Here is an 18,634-nt window from a genome sequence, read left to right as displayed (position 1 = left end):
GTGAAAACTCAACCGTGTTTAAGATTTTCCGGTTGCTTGATATCAAATTAACGCTTGGGCTGGAGAGGCTAATGCGGAAACATAAAATGTGGCTATTTGCTGCGTTATGCGGCTGTTTTCAAGTCGCTTGCGCGGATATTCTTTGGCTGTCGGAAACGGCGCCTGCCAAAGGGGCGGTGAAAGCGGCTGAGGTGGAGGCGCAGCACGCGCATCATCACGGGATGCCCTCTGCCGCCAGTGCTGTTGCTTCATCGCCTGTGGTAACGGGCGCAAAAAAGCATGACCACGATGCGCAGATCAGTCTCGATGGTGAAGCGCCCGGCAAGGATCATCAGCCCGGCAAGCAGGTTTGGTTGCGACAAGGCGAGAACCTCAAGACAGCGCCCTATGTTCAGACAGAGAACTGCAGCGAGTCATTGACGATGATTGCACTGGATGGCAAAAAAACCGATTTCACCGCGACCCCGGTGGCGGGGTATGTGACGCTTAAAACTGAGCTGCCCGCTATCGGTTACTACGATGTGTATCTGGAACAGCGTGCGGTTCACGATGGAAAATTGCAGGTGCAGTTGCCCAAGGTGGAGCTGTTGTGGGCATCTTGTGTCGCCAAAGAGGTTGACGAGGAAGCGGTCGCAAAACCGATCATCAATCGCAATTCTGCGCTGGAAGTACTGCGTATCCATAAGCCGGATGAGGGGTGTATGGCAAGTCTGGTGTCGGGCGACGTGGTGACATTTAGGGTACTGAGTTTTGGCAAGCCGCTGGCGGGTATTCCGGTAACCATGATGACACAGGAAGGCTGGCGAAATACAGTGGTGAGTGACCAGGCAGGGAATGCGACTTTTACCGTTATCCGAGCCTATTTTTCAAAGTGGCTGGAATTCAAAAAATACCATACCGATACGTTTTTGGTCGTGGCTGAGATGGATAAGGCTGAGCTAGGGGAACTCAACGGCGAGCCTTATTCGTCCTCTCACTATGTGGCCACTTTACCCGGAAAATATCGGCCCTCTCCCTACGATTACCGCTCTTATGCCTGGGGCTTGGGGATTGCCTTGTTTGTGATGGTGTTCGGTGGTCTGGCGATTTATTTGTACCGTCGCCGTCGTCTGAAACCTTATCAGGAGGTACGTGTCGATGAGAACGCTTGAGTCTGTCCGGCGTGCGGTTAATAACGTCCAGTTCAATCGCTTCCGTTTTTGGCTGCAACTGTTTTTTTTCGTCCTGCTGGTTTATGGCGGTTACCTTGGCATAGAGCTGGGCAAGAGTTTGCCGACTTTCGCTTGCGGTTACAACAGGGAGGGCCGCGGCGGGATGTGCTATTTGATGGTCTTGCAGCATCAAATGGCCTGGCCGTGGCAAAAGTTGTTTAGTGTCGCTGGAATTACCGTGCTGACTGGATTTTTGACGTTTTATCTGTGGTTTATCGCGCTGAACAAAGGCTGGTGTGGCTTCGTCTGCCCGGTTGGCACGCTACAGGACTGGATGACCGCCTTGCGTCGTATGACGGGCATACGATATTCACGCTACTCGTGGGAGCAATTCCAGTGGCTGGGGCAGATCAAATATGTGTTGCTGGCATTGATGTTCATCATCCCGCTGGGCATAGGCGGAGGCTGGTTCAACAAGGACCTGAAATCACCGTTTTGCATGATTTGTCCCGGGCGCACCCTTATTCCGATGTTTACCGGCGATTTTTCCTTTTTGACGATCGATTTTTCGAATAAAACCAACATGATTATGACAGTACTGGGCTTGACCGTGACAGGCTTGTTTTTTGTTGGTGCTTTTGTCAAAAAGCGTTTTTTCTGCTTTTACTGTCCGATGGGCGCGTTTCATTATCTGTTGTCGAAACCCGCCTTGTTACGGCTGAAAAAGGACGGTTCGAAATGCACGCGTTGCGGCGATTGCTTTCGCGTCTGTGATCAGGAAATCAAACTCATTGCGGATGATGTGACGCGTAAGGAAATCATGACCGACGACTGCATCATGTGTCTGAAGTGCGTGGCGGCGTGTCCGGAACCGGGGGCGTTGAAAGCGACCTTTGCGGGCATCCCGATATTTGAAGCGACCGAGGAAGGCTTTATTAAGCGCATGCAAAAGGGACTCCGCGATGAAAAATGAAGCTGATAACGTAACTCAAAAAGTCATTCCGATTCAGCCTGTGCCTTACAGCCTTTCACGTCAGGCAGGCGAGGCACAGACGGTACTAGATCATATTGTGGATGATTTTCAGGACAATCCGCGATCGATGCAGTATTTCTACGACTTGTTCCGCCGCGTGTATTGCAAGGGAGAGGCCGTGCCGCATGACGGGATGTTGGTCGGCACAACCTGCATCCAGGCACCGGAAGAGTTGATTTACGCGTTTGGCGCGACCCCGATGCGACTGTGCAACGGCTCGTATCATTACGACCAGAAGGGGGCTGACTTTATGCCCTCTAAGTCCTGTTCGCTGGTCAAGGCGACACTGGGAATGCTTAATTCTGCGACGGTGATTCCGAAAATCGGCAAGCCGGACCTGATTGTCAATCCGACCACCTGCGACCAGAAGAAAAAGTCCAGTTCGATGATGAGCGATATGGGCTACAAGGTGTATGACTTGGAATTCCCCAACGTCAAGGAAAGCGAAGCTTCGCGCATTTATTGGCAGCGCTCGGTGCGCCAGTTTTCGGCTCAATTGCGCACGTTGACGGGCAAAAAACTGACGAAAAAGAATCTGAAAGAGGCGATGAGCAAGACCGGGCGTGCTCAGGCCGCTTATCGCAAACTGCATCATTTTCGTCGCAAATCGCCCTCGTTGATCCTTGGCAAAGATGCCATGCTGGTCACGAATGCTTATTTTTTCGATGACATCGGCCGCTGGACGGATGCGGTGGAAAAGCTCAATGAAGAGCTGGCACTGCGCGATCAGTCTGGATTTAAGGCGGTGCAGAGCCGTGCACCGCGGGTGTTATTCACCGGTTCGCCGCCGATCTTTCCCAATCTCAAGCTGCCTTTGCTGATTGAAGAGTCGGGCGGCGTGGTCGTGACGGATGACACCTGCTCTTCCAGTCGCATGTTGTACGACATGACGGCCGTGGATGAGTGGCTAGTGAACGACATGGTGGATAGTCTGGCGGATAAATATCTCAAGCCGTGCACCTGCCCGATTTTTACCAAAAATGAAGATCGCCGTCGCCGTTTGCTGGATTTGATCGAGACCTTCAATGCAGATGGTGTGGTGTATCAGGCATTCGCCGGATGTCAGGTCTATGAGATGGAGTATCGCAGCGTCGCCGATGAATTCAATAAGGCGGGCATCCCGATGTTGTATGTCGAGACGGATTACAGCCCGGATGATAAAGGTCAGATGTCGACACGGATTGAGGCATTTTTGGAATCGTTAAAGAACAGAAGGAAGCGTCGCGCATGAATTATTTTGCAGGAATCGATGTTGGCTCGACCGCCATTAAAGTCGCGGTGGTCGACGCTGAGGGGCTGCTTGTCGGTGTGCATGTTACGCCGTCCGGCAGCCTGTTCCACAAGAATTCGCTGGAGGCGCTCAATACCCTGCTGGCAAAAGTAGGCTTGCAACGCGAGGATGTGCGCTATCTGATTGCCACCGGCTATGGTCGAAAACTGTTCAAGGAGGCCGATGATTCGATCAGCGAAATCACTGCCAATGCCATCGGCGCTTTTGAGACCGGCAAGGCCTTTGGCGGCGTGCGCACCATCATCAATATCGGCGGACAGGATTCCAAAGCCATTCAAATTGACAATTCCGGCAACGTTGTTAATTTTGCGATGAACGACAAATGTGCGGCGGGAACTGGGCGCTTTTTAGATGTGGCGGCACGCAATCTGGAACTGGACTTGGAAGACTTGGGCGATTGCCATTTTCAGGCCACCACGGCGCCCTTGACGATTAATAGCACCTGCACGGTGTTTGCCGAATCCGAGATTATCGGCCTGCTCGCCAAAGGGCACGGCAAGGCGGAAATTATTGCCGGAATTCATTATTCCATCGCGCAGCGCACGGTGCGTCTTGCCAAGCGCGTTGGCATTGAGGATAGGGTCTATTTTGACGGCGGCCCGGCATTGAACAAAGGCTTAGTGGCCGCGATACAGGATGAGCTGGGGCGCGAACTGGTCATTCCGGAGCATCCGCAAACTACCACAGCCTTTGGTGCTGCGATGCTGGCGCGCAGCGAATATCTGGAAGAACGTAGCGCGGGGCAAGATTGATTCCGGTCAATATGGTGGTGGGTGCGCCGATGGCGGCCGCACTGGGTTTTGCCTATGGCATGGGGCCGTGCCTGATTAGTTGCGCGCCCTTTCTGGGGCCGGTTTTTCTCGCCAGCGAGGGCGGCGTACGCAAGTCCTGGAAGATTATCCTGCCCTTATCTCTGGGGCGTTTGCTTGCCTACAGTAGCTTCGGCGCGGTGGTCGGCACCTTCGGTCATTACGTTAAGGATGCCGCCGTCACCGATTCGGTGCGGATTATTGTGGGTTTTGCCGTCTTGATGATAGGCGTCGCGTTGTTACTGCGCAATAAGCACTGCGGCTCATCCAGAGCCGCTACCGGGATGAGTGCCGGGACGCATGTTTTGCAGCGCATCGATAAACAGGGCGGCGCGCAGGCGCTGATGCCCGGCGGCCTGTTTCTGATGGGCATCGGCATGACCTTGAGTCCTTGTGCGCCGCTGGGGGTGGTGCTGTTTTCGGCTGCGATGAGCGGTAGTGCGCTGGGTGGTTTGGCGCTGGCCTTGAGCTTCGGTCTGGGCGCGATCGTGATACCCGCGCTGTTTTTCGGGATCGGCATGGCCTATCTGGGGACGCGTTTGCGCGAACAGTTGCAAAGCTGGCGGCCTGTTATCGAACGTATTAGTGCGGCATTGCTCATCATGGCGGGTATCAGCAATCTGGTTCGTTGGTGAGGCGTGCGACGATATGTCGCAGGGTCTGAGAAGAATAATTTGTAATAATTAAGCGCACACTATTTCAGGGGGAGTTATGCGTAAAGTCGTTGTTTATCTGCATCGCTGGGTGGGGCTGGCCGCGTTGTTGTTTATCGGGGTTGCGGCGGTAACCGGTACGGTTTTGTCATTCGACAAAGAGCTGGATCGCTGGCTGAACGATGACTGGTATTACGTTAATCCGCAAACGGTGCGTCTGCCTATGGATCAACTGGTCACGCGTGCCGAAACCTTTATCGCGGGTTCCCGTGTGACGTTTGTGCGCATGGATGCGGATCCTGCCCGCTCCTATCATTTTTTTCTGAAAAGCAAACCGGCTGCTGGCGAAGAAAAGGGACTGATGCATAACGTTTTTGTCGATCCATACACGGGAGCGATTCTGGGTGGGCGTGAGAGCGGTGCGTTTGGTGTGGATAAACGACACTTTATTCCGATGCTGGTGAAACTGCATTACACCTGGTACATGGGCGATTTCGGTAAGTGGCTGATCGGCATCGCGGCGGTGCTGTGGTTGCTGGATCATTTTGGTGCGGTGTATCTGTCTTTCCCGAATTTGAAAAGCTGGAAAAAATCGTTCCAGTTTCGCTGGACGGCGGGCGGCCACAAACTCAATTTCGATATGCACCGCTCCGGCAGTATGTGGATTTTGCCTGTGCTGATTGCGCTGGCCTTGTCCAGCGTTTATCTGAATCTGAATACACAGTTTAAGTGGGTGGTGAACAAGTTTTCGCCGCTGACAACGGTGGAATGCGCCTGTCATGTCGACCCGAATGCGAAATGGCTGGCGGATACTGCTTCATGGGATGGCGCGATCAAATTGGCGCAAACCACTCAACCTGAGCTCGCTGTGGCGGCGATGACCTTTATGCCGGATACCCGCAAGTTCATCGTTTCCATGAAAGGGCCTGAAGACCTCACGAATGAGGTTGGCATGACCAAAGTGTATGTCAATGCGATGACGGGGGAGTTGATGCATGTACATGATCGCCATGCTGAAACGGCGGGTGACACCTTCAATGCCTGGCAGTTGCCGCTGCACAACGGTCGGGTATTCGGCCTGTTCGGCCAGATCATCATTTTGTTGAGCGGCATCGTGATCACACTGATTTGCGTAACGGCATTTTTGATTTACGCCAAAAAAGCGCGTGCCCGTAAGGCAAAAAACGCTCAGGTCATTGCGGGAGAGACAGTTCGTAACGCCGATGTATTCAATCAAACACAAAGTATTAACCCATGATGTTGCGGGTGTGCATCGCTGCGTAATGAAACGTCCAAGTCGTCATGCTATCAATCCGTTGTTTAGATATATTTTGTTGTTCACCAGAGGCGGTTTATGAAACGATTATTTAGTTTGCTGATTTTGTCATCAGGCGCGGCGCTGGTTTGTGCCGAAGAGATTCAAACACTTGATGAAATCAAGGTAACGGGTAAGCGTGACGATGTGTCCGAGCGCCGCGAATCCAGTACGCAAAAGGTGGTGGTAGATCGCCGTGAGATTGAAAATATGAGCGTGATGACCGTCGCTGATGTAATCGGTAAATTGCCCGGCGTCGAAATTAAAGGCGATGCGCAGCGCGCGCGCGGCATGACGCGGGATTCGGTAAGTGTGCTGATCGATGGGGAACGGCAATCTTCTCAGGCCGTATTGGGCGCGATGGGACGTTTGCCTTCCGGTGATCTGGAACGCGTGGAAATACTGCGCGGATCGTCGGCTGAATATGGCGGCTCATCTTCGGTGACTGTCAATCTGGTGATGAAGAAAGCCATCCCTAAGCGTTCGACGGAGATGCGTGTCGGAGTCGGCATGCGTGGCAATGAACTGAATGAGCAGTTGGCATGGACCGAAAACGGTGGCGAGGGCGGCTTTGCCTGGTCTTTTCCGGTGGGCCTGATCTGGAACAATTCACCGATGAGTACGCAACTCGATCGACAAAATTCTGCCGCTGGGGTGCGTAATTTGTGGCAACAGGAAAGTGGCAGCGCGTTGACCAAACTGGGGCATCATGCGATTAGCCCGCGCCTGAGCTGGAAAAATGGCAGCGACAGTTTTACCGTGTTGCCGATGTTTTTTTACGGGCCGATGACGCGCAATACCACCAGCAATTTGAGTGCATTTACGAATCCGGCCGCCGGTACGGGGCAGGGTTATAACGGTGAACGACTGACGCGGGAAAGCGGCTTGAGCCGTACCTTGCGGCTGCGGGTTGAGGGCGAAAAACATCTGGGCGATGCCAAACTGACGGCGCGCACTTCATTGAACAATAACCGCCGCACCAGCGATACCTGGCGCGATGTGTACAGTGCGACCAATGTGTTGACCCAGTTCAGCGATAATCTGGTGAGTGTCGACAATGAATGGAACTCGGCACTGCGCTGGGATCAGCCTTTCGGTGTGAATATGATGTCGGTCGGTGCCGAACTGGTGCGTTTGCAACGCGACGATCAGCAGAATTTCAGCGGTGCAGAGGCCCGTTTTATAGCTTCGTCACGCGATGGTATTTTGTGGGTGCAAAACGATTGGTCGCCGCAGGCTTCTTTTACCTTGACCACCGGCTTGCGTACCGAGAACAGCGCGCTTAATTCCAACGGCGTATCTCAGCAACATACGAGTTGGCTGCCGTCACTTGCCGCGCGTTGGGAGCCGTTGGATAAATGGGTGCTGCGTTCGTCGTTGGGCGCGGGTTTAAAGATGCCGAAGCTCGATGAAATCAGCAATGCCGCCGTCCCCAGCATAGGTGCAAACACGCCGGTTGAAGCCGATAAACGCGGCAACCCTAATCTACGCCCGGAACGCAGCGTCAATTTTGAGGCCGTGCTGGAGCATTATCTGGCTGACAATGCGGGGGTGATAGGTGCGAATTTATATGTGCGATCCACGCAGGATTTTACTGAACGTCATGCGTTGCTCGAAGGCACGCGTTGGGTGGACAGGCCATATAACGCGGGTTCAGCGCAGCATTGGGGTGTCGAATTGGATGGGAAAATTAGGACCGACAGTCTGGGCTGGAAGGGCGCAAGTGTCAAAGCTCACTTGACATTACCGCATGCCCAGGTGAATGACACGCAGTTGGGCGTTACGCGGATGGCCCGCGATACGCCGAACTTTGTGTTCTCGATGGGGCTGGATCAAAGCCTGCCTAAACTCAAATCCACCTATGGCGTGACCTTGCAGCATTCGGGGCGCAGTGCAACGGCAATACCGGGCGAGCAGTGGGGTTACACCCGTGCGCGTACCCAGCTGGACGCATTCTGGTTGTATCAGATCACACCTCAATATAAGGTGCGCATGGCAGGTCAGAATCTTCTCGCTGCCGATACGGTGCGTCAAAATAACGTTACAGCGGCAGGGAATGCATATCAATTGAGCAACAGCGAACGCGGTTATCGCGGCGTGATGCTGACGCTGGAAGGACGTTTGTGACATGTCTGCACTGCTATCTGCTACGCCGATGATCATTCAACGTTCATTTACGATTAATCCTGAAAATCAACCGCAACGATGGCTTGTGGTTGCATTGGTGGTGCTGCTGCATACCTGTTTTGGTGGGGTATGGATCTTGTCGCCGGCGGAATCTATACCGGCAGTCAAGGAAATGACCGTGTCTATGCTCTTGCCGACGCCCCCGGCTATTCAACCCGAAGCGCCACCGCCCAAACCTCAGCCTAAAATCGAACCTTCAGTGCAGCCTCTCAGCAAACCGGTGGTAAGGGAAGTGGCCGATGTTGCACCGATGCCGCTTACAGCGCCGCCGATTGCCGACGCCTCACCGGCACCCGCACCCGCAGTCTCCGCACCCGCGGTGGCGGATACCGAGCCTGATTACAAAGCCGGTTACCTTCACAATGTCCGTCCGGCGTATCCGATGGTTGCGCGCAAAATGGGCTGGGAGGGGAAGGTCATTCTTAACGTCGAAGTGCTGGCTGAGGGGGCTTGCGGGGCGGTCAGCGTGTTTAGTAGCAGCGGACGTGATGTACTGGATAATGCAGCGATTCATGCTGTTAAAGGCTGGCATTTTAGTCCTGCACGTCATGGCGGGCACACGGTGACGAAATGGTTCAAAGTGCCGATCAATTTTTCTCTGGAGGATGGCGAAGTATGACTATTTTATCGCTGTTGCAGAGGGAGTGAGGTGTAGATTACTCGGCGTCTGTTGTGTTGCAGAGGGGCGGTCAAATCAGGACAGGATAAATAACTCTATGTTCCCTTCTTCCTGACTGCACCGTTTCATGCAGGCTTGTACGGCATCGGCCAGTCTTTTTTGCGAAGCCGGTTTAACGATGAAGCCTGCGGCACCGCCTTCGCGCGCAGCGCTCACACGTTCGGACGTTAACGAGGCGCTGATCATAACGACCTGGGTTGTGATGCCAAACTCCTTGATCGCACGCAGCGTATCGATGCCATCGAGTTCGGGCATTTCGATGTCCAGAAAAACGATGTGGGGTTTCAGAACGAGGAATTTTTTGAGCGCCTCGTGTCCGTTTTTAGCGGCTTCGACATTCTGGTAACCTTCTCGTCTCACCATAGAGACGTGCAGATTCAGTGTGAGATGTTCGTCATCTACGATCAGGATACGAATTGCTGATTCTGGCATGACTGTACTCGCTGGTTTCCTGAAGGGGGCGGGTGGATCTGATTTAACTTATTGACTGTTAAACAGAAAAGTTAGCTGCATCCCGCAGCGGCTCTCATTATAATCCCGAAATAGGTTGTCAGCGTTTGATGTTGATCGTTTGTGTCGTGCCGCACATCAATGTACGCTTAATCATGTTAGCTTGTCGAACAATGCGTCCGACTCCGGTTCTTTGGAAAATACTGACTGAAAATTATGAGCCTGCACCCGATTGGCAAACTCTACACACACCTGCATAGCTCTGAACAGGGGCTGACGCAAAGTGAGGCCGTGCTGCGTCAGGCGCGGTATGGCCCTAACCAACTGGAAAAAATCGCAGGCACCCCACTTTTTATCAGGCTGTTCAGGGAATTTACCCACTTTTTTGCGCTGATTTTATGGTTTGCCGCCGGGCTGGCATTTTTTGCCGAGTGGCGCGACCCCGGGCAGGGCATGGCGACCTTAGGGTACGCGGTGTTAGGCGTGATTCTGATCAACGGGGTTTTTTCGTTCTGGCAGGAATACCGTGCGGAAAAAGCACTGGCTGCCCTGAACAATCTGTTGCCGCATCACACAACCGCACTGCGCGATGGGCATGCGGTTCAGTTGATGGTCGCAGAACTGGTCCCGGGGGATGTGATCCTGCTGGCGGCAGGCGATGATGTGCCGGCAGATTGCCGGTTGATCGAAGCCTTCGGGGTACGGGTGAACACCGCCAATCTCACAGGAGAGTCGCGGCCTCAGTCGCGCGACACGAAAGTAGCGCCCGAGGAATTGCGGCAGGATATTCTGCACGCGGGAACCTCTCTGATTTCCGGGGACGCGCGTGCCATCGTCTATGCCATCGGCATGCATACAGAGTTTGGCAATATCGCCCGCCTGACACAAACGGCCGCCGAACCCTTGTCGCCCTTGCAAAAAGAGATCATGCGCCTGTCGCGACTGATTGCATTGTTTGCGACCCTGCTGGGGATTTCCTTTTTTTTCGTCGGGCAGGTGCTCGGTCTGTCCTTCTGGGCGAACCTGGTGTTTGCGATCGGCATCATCGTCGCCAACGTACCTGAAGGTCTATTGCCCACCGTCACGTTGTCGCTTGCGATGGCGACGCAGCGCATGGCGAAGAAAAACGCGCTGGTGCGGCATCTGCCCGCCGTTGAGACGCTGGGTGCGGCGAGTGTGATTTGCTCGGATAAAACCGGTACGCTGACGCAGAACCGCATGAGCCTGAGGCAGTGCTATTGTTCAGGCGCGCTTGTGTCGCCCGGGGAACTGCCGGAAGACGCGCCGATGTTCGATGTGATGCAGTACTGTCATGATCTGCGCCGCATCGAGCAGGAGGGCGGGGCTGTGTGGCAGGGCGACCCGATGGAAATTGCCTTGCTGATGAGTGTGAGGACTGTGCGCGAACACGTTAAGCGTCAGGATGAGATCCCGTTCGATACCGAGCGCAAGCGTATGTCGGTGATCTGCGATACGCCTCTCGGTCCCATCTTGTATTGCAAGGGGGCGCCTGAGTCTGTATTGCCGTTGTGCAGCGCGCTGTGGTTAAACGGCGAGGTGGTGCCGCTCGATGAAACAGGCCGCGCCAACTTGCTTGCGGTTCAGGAGCAGATGGCCGAAAAAGGCTTTCGGGTGCTGGCGCTGGCCTATCGCAGTTTGCCGGCAGAGGGTATTGAGACGCAGCGCGAGACCGCGCTGATTTTCGCAGGGCTTGCCGGCCTGATCGATCCGCCGCGCGAGGCAGTGCCTGCGGCGATTAAAACCTGCCACGCAGCCGGAATACGCGTGATCATGATTACCGGCGATCATCCACAGACGGCCTGTGCGCTGGCGCGTGAAATTGGTCTGGCGGTCGATCCAGTCGCGGTCACAGGGGACCGGCTGCGCCAGATGTCGGATACGGATTTGCAATTGCTGCTCCATGAGCCTGAGTTGATCTTTGCGCGCACTGCTGCTGATCAGAAAATGCGCATTGTGCAGGCTTTGCAGCGCCGTGGGGAAGTCGTTGCCGTGACAGGAGACGGCGTGAACGATGCCCCGGCCTTGAAATGCGCCGACGTCGGGATCGCGATGGGGCTGTCCGGCACCGATGTCGCGAAGGCGTCTGCCGACATCATCCTGCTCGATGACAACTTCGCCTCGATCGTCGCTGCAGTTGAAGAAGGGCGCGCGGTATTCGATAATCTGCGTAAATTTTTGACTTATATTTTGACGTCAAATATTCCCGAAATGGTGCCGTATCTGGCTTTTGTGCTTTTCAAAATCCCGCTCCCGCTCACCATTATCCAGATACTCGCGGTGGATTTAGGTACCGATATGTTGCCGGCGCTCGCGCTGGGTGCGGAAAGGCCGGATCCTGACACCATGCAGCGTCCGCCGCGCGCCAGAGGCGAGCGATTGTTGAGTTGGGCGGCCTTGCTGCGTGCGTATTTGTTTTTAGGGGTGCTGGAGGCGTCCGCCGCCATGGCAGTGTTTTTCTTTGTGCTGCAAGGCGGTGGCTGGCAATGGGGCGTTGTGCCGGGCTTGCACGACACGCTGTATTTGCAAGCCACGACGGCTTGCCTGTCGGCGATCATCGCGATGCAGGTGGTGAACGTGTTTTTGTGCCGCCATGCACAGGCGTCTGTCTTTAGCCGTACGCACCGTCGCAACCGTCTGATCTGGTACGGGGTCGCATCAGAAATTCTACTGTTGCTGTTGATCGATTACACCCCGTGGGGCAATGCGTTGTTCGGGACGATGCCGATAGGCGCTAAAGTTTGGCTGCTTATCATCGCCTTCATGCCCGTCATGCTGCTGATGGAGGAACTGCGCAAAGCGGTGGTGCGCAGAAAGTAAGCCGGGTTATCCGGACTTACTTTCTTTATTTTGACAGGGCGTTGGCGATGTCGCGCTTGTGTTCTTCCTCCTGAATCAGGATGTCTTCCAGTACGCGCCGTAAACCATATTCTTTGAGCGACTCTGCCTGTCCGATCCGCTCCTTGTAACGGGCGATAGCATTTTCTTCGCCCTTGAGATCTTGTTTTAGCATTTCCAGACTATTGGACGATAGCTCGCGCTTTTCGACATCCACCGTGGGCGTGCCGCCCAGATAGTCGATTTGCTCGGAGAGCATCACCGCATGCTGCATTTCCTCCTGAGCGTGGATGAGTAGTTCTTTCTGTATCGAATCGAATTGTGCGCCGTTGATGGTGGCGGCATGTTGCACATACTGGATCGCCGCTGCATATTCCCATTCCAGATCCTTGTTCAGTTCCGACAACAATTTTTTCATGGTAATTTTCACTTTAACTCTCCTGTAGATTGTCAAAAGCAGCGCTTCATCTTATCAAGTCGCCAACCATCGCGCTACTCATAACCTTAGTCTTAGCCGGGTGTAATTTGTCAGGCGGATCGTTGACCCTATCCCAAAGTAGGGCGCGATCGGTTAAGCTTGGGGATATTTTTAATTCATCGAAAAAACATCATGGCTCAATATGTAATGTCTATGCTGCGCGTCAGCAAAATCGTACCTCCTAAACGTCAGATTATTAAAGATATTTCCCTGAGTTTCTTTCCTGGTGCCAAAATCGGCCTGCTGGGGCTGAACGGTTCGGGTAAATCGACCGTGCTGCGCATCATGGCGGGTGTGGACAAGGAATACGAGGGCGAGGTCCAGCATTTGCCTAATATTCGCATCGGTTATCTGGCTCAGGAACCGCAGTTGAATCCTGAAAATACCGTGCGTCAGGAAGTCGAAGAGGCGCTGGGCGAAGTGATGCAGGCGCAGGCGAAACTGGATGAAGTGTATGCCGCCTATGCTGAGGAAGATGCCGATTTTGATGCACTCGCCGCCGAGCAGGCGCGTCTGGAAAATATCATCGCCGCAGCAGGTTCAGGTTCTGATCAGTTGATGGAAATTGCAGCGGATGCGCTGCGTTTGCCTGAATGGGATGCGGTCATCAAGAATCTTTCAGGCGGTGAGAAGCGCCGTGTGGCTCTTTGCAAACTGCTGCTCGACAAACCCGACATGCTGCTGCTCGATGAGCCGACCAACCATCTGGATGCGGAGTCGGTGGAATGGCTGGAACAATTTTTGGTGCGTTTCCCTGGCACGGTGGTCGCGGTCACCCATGACCGTTACTTCCTCGATAATGCGGCAGAGTGGATACTGGAACTGGATCGCGGCCACGGCATTCCGTGGAAGGGCAATTATTCCTCATGGCTGGAGCAAAAGGGTGAGCGTCTGGCTCAGGAGCAAAAACAACTGGATGCACATTCCAAAGCGATGAAGCAGGAGCTTGAGTGGGTGCGCCAGAATCCAAAGGCGCGTCAGGCCAAATCCAAAGCGCGTATCGCACGCTTTGAGGAACTCAATTCGCAGGAACATCAAAAGCGCAACGAAACGCAGGAAATCTTTATCCCGGTCGGCGAGCGTCTGGGTAACGAAGTGATTGAATTCGAGGGCGTATCCAAAGCCTATGGCGATCGTCTTCTGATCGATAATTTAAGTTTCAAAGTGCCGGCAGGTGCCATCGTCGGGATCATCGGCCCGAACGGCGCGGGTAAATCCACCCTGTTCCGCATGATTACCGGCAAAGAGCAACCGGATTCCGGTACGGTCAAAATCGGTCAGACCGTCAAGATCGCGCACGTCGATCAGGCACGCGATTCTCTGGAGAACGAGAAGACTGTGTTCGACGCGATTTCCGGCGGCAATGAAATTCTCACTGTCGGTAAATACGAAACGCCGGCGCGCGCCTACATCGGTCGCTTCAACTTCAAGGGCGGCGATCAAGGCAAGCTGGTAGGCCAACTCTCAGGCGGTGAACGCGGTCGTCTGCATCTGGCGCAAACCCTGATCGCAGGCGGCAACGTGTTGCTGCTCGATGAACCGTCCAACGATCTGGACGTGGAAACTTTGCGCGCACTGGAAGATGCGCTGCTGGAATTCGCCGGTTGCGTGGCGGTGATCTCCCATGATCGCTGGTTCCTCGACCGTATCGCGACCCATATTCTGGCTTGTGAAGGCGATTCCAAGTGGACCTTCTTCGACGGCAACTATCAAGAATATGAAGCTGATAAGCGTAAGCGTTTAGGTGAGGAAGGCGCGAAGCCAAAACGTATCAGATACAAACCGATTAGCCGATAGGGAAGTGCAAATGTCCAATAGCGTAATTACGATTCAGGGCTGTTGGGCATTTGTGCTTAACCAGATTGATATCGATGCAGAGTTGCCATTTGCGTTTACTGAGGATTGTTCTATTCATAAGGCAACTGACGAACAAACACAGCAAATTAAAAAAATTCTTTCTGAGAAAGTTGGAAGTAGTGGCTGGTGCCAGCCGACTCAATTCTATGAGTATGATGCAGTGAGAGACGGAGCATCGACTAGCTTAAACCAGCTACCTGCAACGGAATGGCGTTACTACGTGGTATCAACATGTGACAATGGGCACACCAATAACAATTTGCACATGGCCTCAAATATTTCGGCAGCGCCACTCGAAATATCGGCGTTAATTTTCTATTTGAAGGCTGGGTTTGGGTGGCGTTCAGGAATATTGCAAAGAAATTTTGACCAATTCCCTATGCCTGTTAGTCATATTGGAAAGGAGGACTTGCTAGATATAGCAGAAGTCTATCAGTCTTACATCACTTTTGATAAAGAGGCGTTCCCGGAAATCACTCGCGCAATGAACATGTTTGATTCTTTGTCATTCTTGCAGAAAAACTCAACGTTTCATGTGCTAGGTTTATTTGCGATTATAGAAATGTTGATAACGCATAACCCGAAACTTGAAGACCGAGGAGATTCAATTACTCATCAGATGCAATCAAAAATACCGCTATTGTCACGGCGTTTTCAGGAAAAACTAGACTATCCTTTCTATTTTCAAGATGGGTCGGAAAAGAAGGTGTGGTCAGCCTTATATAAATATCGTAGTGCTATGGCGCACGGCGGTGTTTCCGATTTCGCAAGCAGCGAGCTTAGAATCTTGAAGGATGCAAATAATGCTGATGCTTTCCTTCGAGAAGTAGTTAAAAGACTGCTTCGGCATTCACTCAAAGAACCGCAACTCTACAGGGATTTGCGTAATTGTTGAGCAGTCCGGTAGGCCGGGGTAGTGCATGCGCCGTAGGCTGGTGGTGAGCTTGCGAACCCCAGCTTTTCGATGACATCCGATTCGGTCAGCTGTGCCGGGGTTCGTGGAAAAATCAATGGGATCAGACTTCATTGAGCCGAAGAGAAATCAACGGGGTCAGCACCGCAACTAAGTATTCAAGCTGGATTTCTTTAACCAAGTGCCTTTGCAACAATAGGGGACAGACCACGGTTTGCGAATTGAAATAGGGTAGTGGAACCTCAGGGGCTGACTAAACCAATCGCAAAGTTAATAGCATCGCAATAGTTTGTAAGGCTCCACGGGGTCAGGTCTTGCATTAACGTATTATCGTTATAATTGCCGAATGGCGCGGGGAAGACGACTTTCGCGCCGGAACGGGCGGTTTCATCTACGGAGATCACACCATGAAAATCGACCGGATGCACTCTCTGACAGATAACTTTGAAGCTCACGCGCAACGGACCGATGGCGGGGTTGAATTTTGGCTTGCGCGCGATCTTCAGTATCTTTTGGGCTATGCCGAGTGGCGAAATTTCACCGCTATTATCGCCAAGGCAAAAATTGCCGGTGAAATGTCGCAGCACGCTGTTTTGGATCATTTTGTTGACGTCAACAAAACGATCCAAATGCCGAAAGGCGCGGAGAAAGAAGTCGAAGACATGATGCTTAGCAGGTATGCCTGTTACCTCATCGCGCAGAACGGTGATCCGAGGAAACAGGAAATCGCCTTTGCACAGACTTATTTTGCCATCCAGACGCGTCGCGCAGAGTTAATCGAGCAACGGCTGTTGGAAACAGAACGAATCTCCGCCCGAAAAAAGCTCACTGCGACAGAAAAAGAGTTGTCTCAAGTTATCTACGAGCAAACGGGAGGCAATCAGGATTTCGCCTTGATTCGCAATAAAGGCGATCATGCTCTTTTCGGAAAATCTACCCAGGCGATGAAGTTGCAATGGCAAGTTCCGGATAATCGCACGTTGGCTGACTTTGCGCCTACCATTGTCCTCAAGGCCAAAGACTTCGCCGCAGAAATTACCATTTTTAACGCCAGACAAAATAGGCTAGCGAACGAAGGTGCGATTTCCAGCGAACACGTTACCAACAATGAGGCCGTTAGAAAAACGCTGCTCGAACGTGGCATACGCCCTGAAAGTCTGCCGGCTTCAGAAGACGTTAAAAAAGTAGAGCGCCGTCTCGCATCAGAAGAGAAGAAGTCGCTGAAAAATCCGGATGCGCTGGATCAGTAACTGTATTGGGAAATAGCTCGCGCGTTACAACCAATTGGCATTGAACGGTAATTCCCGGTAATCTGATGACGCATTGCATTTTCCGCCCCTCTCGTTACAATACCCGAATTCAATTTTTATTCGGTGACTTGTCATGCGGGAGCAAATCATCAGCCTGACCGACTTTAAAACGTCCGCTAGTCGTCTTTTACAAGAAACGCGCGGCGGGGCAAACATCATTCTGACGCAGAACGGTTCGGCGAGTGCGGTGGTGCAGGATTACGCAACCTACCGTACCCAGCAGGATGCCTTTTTGATGCTCAAGCTGATGGTTCAGGGCGAGGCCAACGTGAGCAAGTGTCAGCTGACTTCGCAGTCTGAGGTGTTCAGTTCGATGCGTGCTTCCTTGCTTGAGCAGCAAAATGGCTGAAACGCATCAGGTGTTGTGGACGGACACGGCGCGGCAGGACTTAATCGGGATCATCGACTACATCGCGCAGGACAGCGTTGAGGATGCGCTGGTGGTTCTGGATAAACTGGAGGCTAAGGCCGCTCAGCTTACCACCTTGCCCAGTCGCGGTCGCATCGTGCCTGAACTGCTGGACACGGGCATATCGCAATACCGTGAAATCATCAGCGCGCCGTGGCGCATTGTTTACCGGATTGAAAGTCAGCGTGTGCTGGTGATGGCGGTACTCGACAGTCGTCGGGATTTACAGGTTGTTTTGCTCAACCGACTGGCGCACTGACGGCAGCGTCGAGCGGTTACTTAAATATTTGAAACGGTTTCAGGAAGCCATCATGGAAATGAAGAAAATCAATTCGGGCAAGCTGCGTGCCATAGGCTACGACGCCCGTGCCCATTTGCTGCAAGTACAGCTCGATGACGGGAGTTGCTTGCAGTACAGCGCGGTGAGCGAGGATTTATGGCGTCGCTTCAGTTCATCGGGCGCGGCGTGGAGTTTTTACCGCGACAATATCGAAGAAGAATTCACTGCCAAGCGCGTTTCCGGAAAAGCGCCCGCGACCATTAATCCGCTCGATGCCTTGTTCGGCGATGTGGATGGCTAAGAAGACCTGGCTCAGCTGGAGCAGCGGTAAGGACAGCGCCTGGGCGCTGCATGTGTTGCGACAGTCCGATGAATACGAGGTGGCGGGGCTCTTTACCACCGTTAACGCGACCTTCGAGCGCGTCGCCATGCATGCGGTGCGTGTCGAGTTGCTGCGTGAGCAGGCGCTGGCGGTCGGTTTGCCGGTGCACCTGATTGAAATTCCCTATCCTTGCTCAGATGAGCAATACGCTGACGTGATGACGGCCTTCATGGCGCGCGCGAAGGCGGCGGATGTGCAATGCATGGCATTCGGGGATTTGTATCTGCAGAATGTGCGAAATTACCGCGAGCAGCGTATGCAGGGCAGCGGGATAGCGGCGGTTTTTCCGTTGTGGGGGAAGCCGACGCGCGAGCTGCTAGAAGAGATGCTGGCCGATGGGTTGCGCGCCTGCCTGACCTGCGTCGATCCCAGAGTATTGCCTGCAGCGTTCGCCGGGTGTGAATTGACGGCGGAATTGCTGGCCAGCTTCCCGTCCGGTATTGATCCTTGCGGTGAAAACGGCGAGTTTCACACCTTTGTGTTCGACGGCCCGATGTTCACCAGGGCGCTTGATGTTGAGACGGGCGAAGTGGTGACGCGCGATGGTTTTGTGTTTGCCGATTGTCAGATCAGGCGCTGAG

At 53.4% G+C, this 18,634-nt stretch carries 18 protein-coding genes; 16 read left to right on the top strand and 2 right to left on the bottom strand.

The genetic code is table 11. From position 1 onward, the window contains the following. The first annotated feature begins 71 nt into the window (after positions 1-71). From GALF_RS13070 to GALF_RS15150, 8 genes are all read left to right on the top strand, one after another. On the top strand, positions 72-1,151 hold the full coding sequence (locus tag GALF_RS13070) for a nickel transport complex protein NikM (RefSeq protein WP_013294541.1): 1,080 nt from the start codon (positions 72-74) through the stop codon (positions 1,149-1,151). Then, positions 1,138-2,124 carry a 4Fe-4S binding protein gene (locus GALF_RS13065; protein ID WP_013294540.1) on the top strand — a complete coding sequence of 329 codons (987 nt, stop codon included), beginning with the start codon at positions 1,138-1,140 and terminating at the stop codon, positions 2,122-2,124. Before GALF_RS13070 ends, GALF_RS13065 begins: the two co-directional genes overlap by 14 nt. Beyond that, entirely contained in the window at positions 2,114-3,415 is a 1,302-nt protein-coding gene (locus GALF_RS13060; protein ID WP_013294539.1) for a double-cubane-cluster-containing anaerobic reductase, read from the top strand. Before GALF_RS13065 ends, GALF_RS13060 begins: the two co-directional genes overlap by 11 nt. Next, positions 3,412-4,227, top strand: a complete 816-nt coding sequence (locus GALF_RS13055; protein ID WP_013294538.1) for an acyl-CoA dehydratase activase — start codon at positions 3,412-3,414, stop codon at positions 4,225-4,227. The genes GALF_RS13060 and GALF_RS13055 overlap by 4 nt, the downstream gene beginning before the upstream one ends. Continuing rightward, positions 4,224-4,919, top strand: a complete 696-nt coding sequence (locus GALF_RS13050; protein WP_041938093.1) for a sulfite exporter TauE/SafE family protein — start codon at positions 4,224-4,226, stop codon at positions 4,917-4,919. Before GALF_RS13055 ends, GALF_RS13050 begins: the two co-directional genes overlap by 4 nt. Before the next feature lie 76 nt (positions 4,920-4,995). After that, entirely contained in the window at positions 4,996-6,195 is a 1,200-nt protein-coding gene (locus GALF_RS13045; protein ID WP_013294536.1) for a PepSY-associated TM helix domain-containing protein, read from the top strand. 96 nt (positions 6,196-6,291) lie between these two features. Continuing rightward, a complete protein-coding gene (locus GALF_RS13040; RefSeq protein ID WP_013294535.1) occupies positions 6,292-8,379 on the top strand; it encodes a TonB-dependent receptor plug domain-containing protein in 2,088 nt (695 codons plus the stop codon). 1 nt (position 8,380) lies between these two features. After that, the gene (locus GALF_RS15150) at positions 8,381-9,058 is read left to right on the top strand and encodes an energy transducer TonB (protein WP_013294534.1); all 678 of its coding nucleotides are present in this window, start codon (positions 8,381-8,383) and stop codon (positions 9,056-9,058) included. Between the two features lie 75 nt (positions 9,059-9,133). Here the strand turns inward: GALF_RS15150 and GALF_RS13030 are convergent, their stop codons facing one another. Then, the gene (locus tag GALF_RS13030; protein WP_013294533.1) at positions 9,134-9,550 is read right to left on the bottom strand and encodes a response regulator transcription factor; all 417 of its coding nucleotides are present in this window, start codon (positions 9,548-9,550) and stop codon (positions 9,134-9,136) included. A gap of 234 nt (positions 9,551-9,784) precedes the next feature. Here GALF_RS13030 and GALF_RS13025 point away from each other — a divergent pair, with 234 nt between their 5' ends. Next, complete coding sequence (locus GALF_RS13025; protein ID WP_013294532.1) at positions 9,785-12,406, top strand: cation-translocating P-type ATPase; 2,622 nt, start codon at positions 9,785-9,787, stop codon at positions 12,404-12,406. Positions 12,407-12,431: 25 nt separating this feature from the next. Here the strand turns inward: GALF_RS13025 and GALF_RS13020 are convergent, their stop codons facing one another. Then, complete coding sequence (locus GALF_RS13020; protein ID WP_013294531.1) at positions 12,432-12,854, bottom strand: ferritin-like domain-containing protein; 423 nt, start codon at positions 12,852-12,854, stop codon at positions 12,432-12,434. 180 nt (positions 12,855-13,034) lie between these two features. Between GALF_RS13020 and ettA the strand changes: the two genes are divergently transcribed. From ettA to GALF_RS12985, 7 genes are all read left to right on the top strand, one after another. Beyond that, positions 13,035-14,699, top strand: a complete 1,665-nt coding sequence (ettA, locus tag GALF_RS13015; protein WP_041938092.1) for an energy-dependent translational throttle protein EttA — start codon at positions 13,035-13,037, stop codon at positions 14,697-14,699. Positions 14,700-14,709: 10 nt separating this feature from the next. Continuing rightward, entirely contained in the window at positions 14,710-15,654 is a 945-nt protein-coding gene (locus GALF_RS13010; protein ID WP_013294529.1) for a HEPN domain-containing protein, read from the top strand. A 425-nt stretch (positions 15,655-16,079) separates the two neighbouring features. Beyond that, on the top strand, positions 16,080-16,922 hold the full coding sequence (gene dinD / locus GALF_RS13005; RefSeq protein WP_013294528.1) for a DNA damage-inducible protein D: 843 nt from the start codon (positions 16,080-16,082) through the stop codon (positions 16,920-16,922). Between the two features lie 133 nt (positions 16,923-17,055). Beyond that, positions 17,056-17,331, top strand: a complete 276-nt coding sequence (locus GALF_RS13000; RefSeq protein WP_013294527.1) for a type II toxin-antitoxin system prevent-host-death family antitoxin — start codon at positions 17,056-17,058, stop codon at positions 17,329-17,331. Beyond that, the gene (locus GALF_RS12995; RefSeq protein WP_013294526.1) at positions 17,324-17,650 is read left to right on the top strand and encodes a type II toxin-antitoxin system RelE/ParE family toxin; all 327 of its coding nucleotides are present in this window, start codon (positions 17,324-17,326) and stop codon (positions 17,648-17,650) included. Before GALF_RS13000 ends, GALF_RS12995 begins: the two co-directional genes overlap by 8 nt. Before the next feature lie 52 nt (positions 17,651-17,702). Continuing rightward, on the top strand, positions 17,703-17,972 hold the full coding sequence (locus GALF_RS12990) for a KTSC domain-containing protein (protein WP_013294525.1): 270 nt from the start codon (positions 17,703-17,705) through the stop codon (positions 17,970-17,972). Continuing rightward, positions 17,965-18,633 (top strand): Dph6-related ATP pyrophosphatase, encoded by a 669-nt coding sequence (locus tag GALF_RS12985; RefSeq protein ID WP_041938091.1) that lies wholly within the window; start codon positions 17,965-17,967, stop codon positions 18,631-18,633. Before GALF_RS12990 ends, GALF_RS12985 begins: the two co-directional genes overlap by 8 nt. The last annotated feature ends 1 nt before the right edge of the window (position 18,634 follow it).

The organism is Gallionella capsiferriformans ES-2 (genome assembly GCF_000145255.1).
Taxonomy (GTDB): Bacteria; Pseudomonadota; Gammaproteobacteria; order Burkholderiales; family Gallionellaceae; genus Gallionella; species Gallionella capsiferriformans.
The sequence above is the reverse complement of the archived record's forward strand: the minus strand, read 5'-3'. Positions and strand labels throughout refer to the sequence as shown.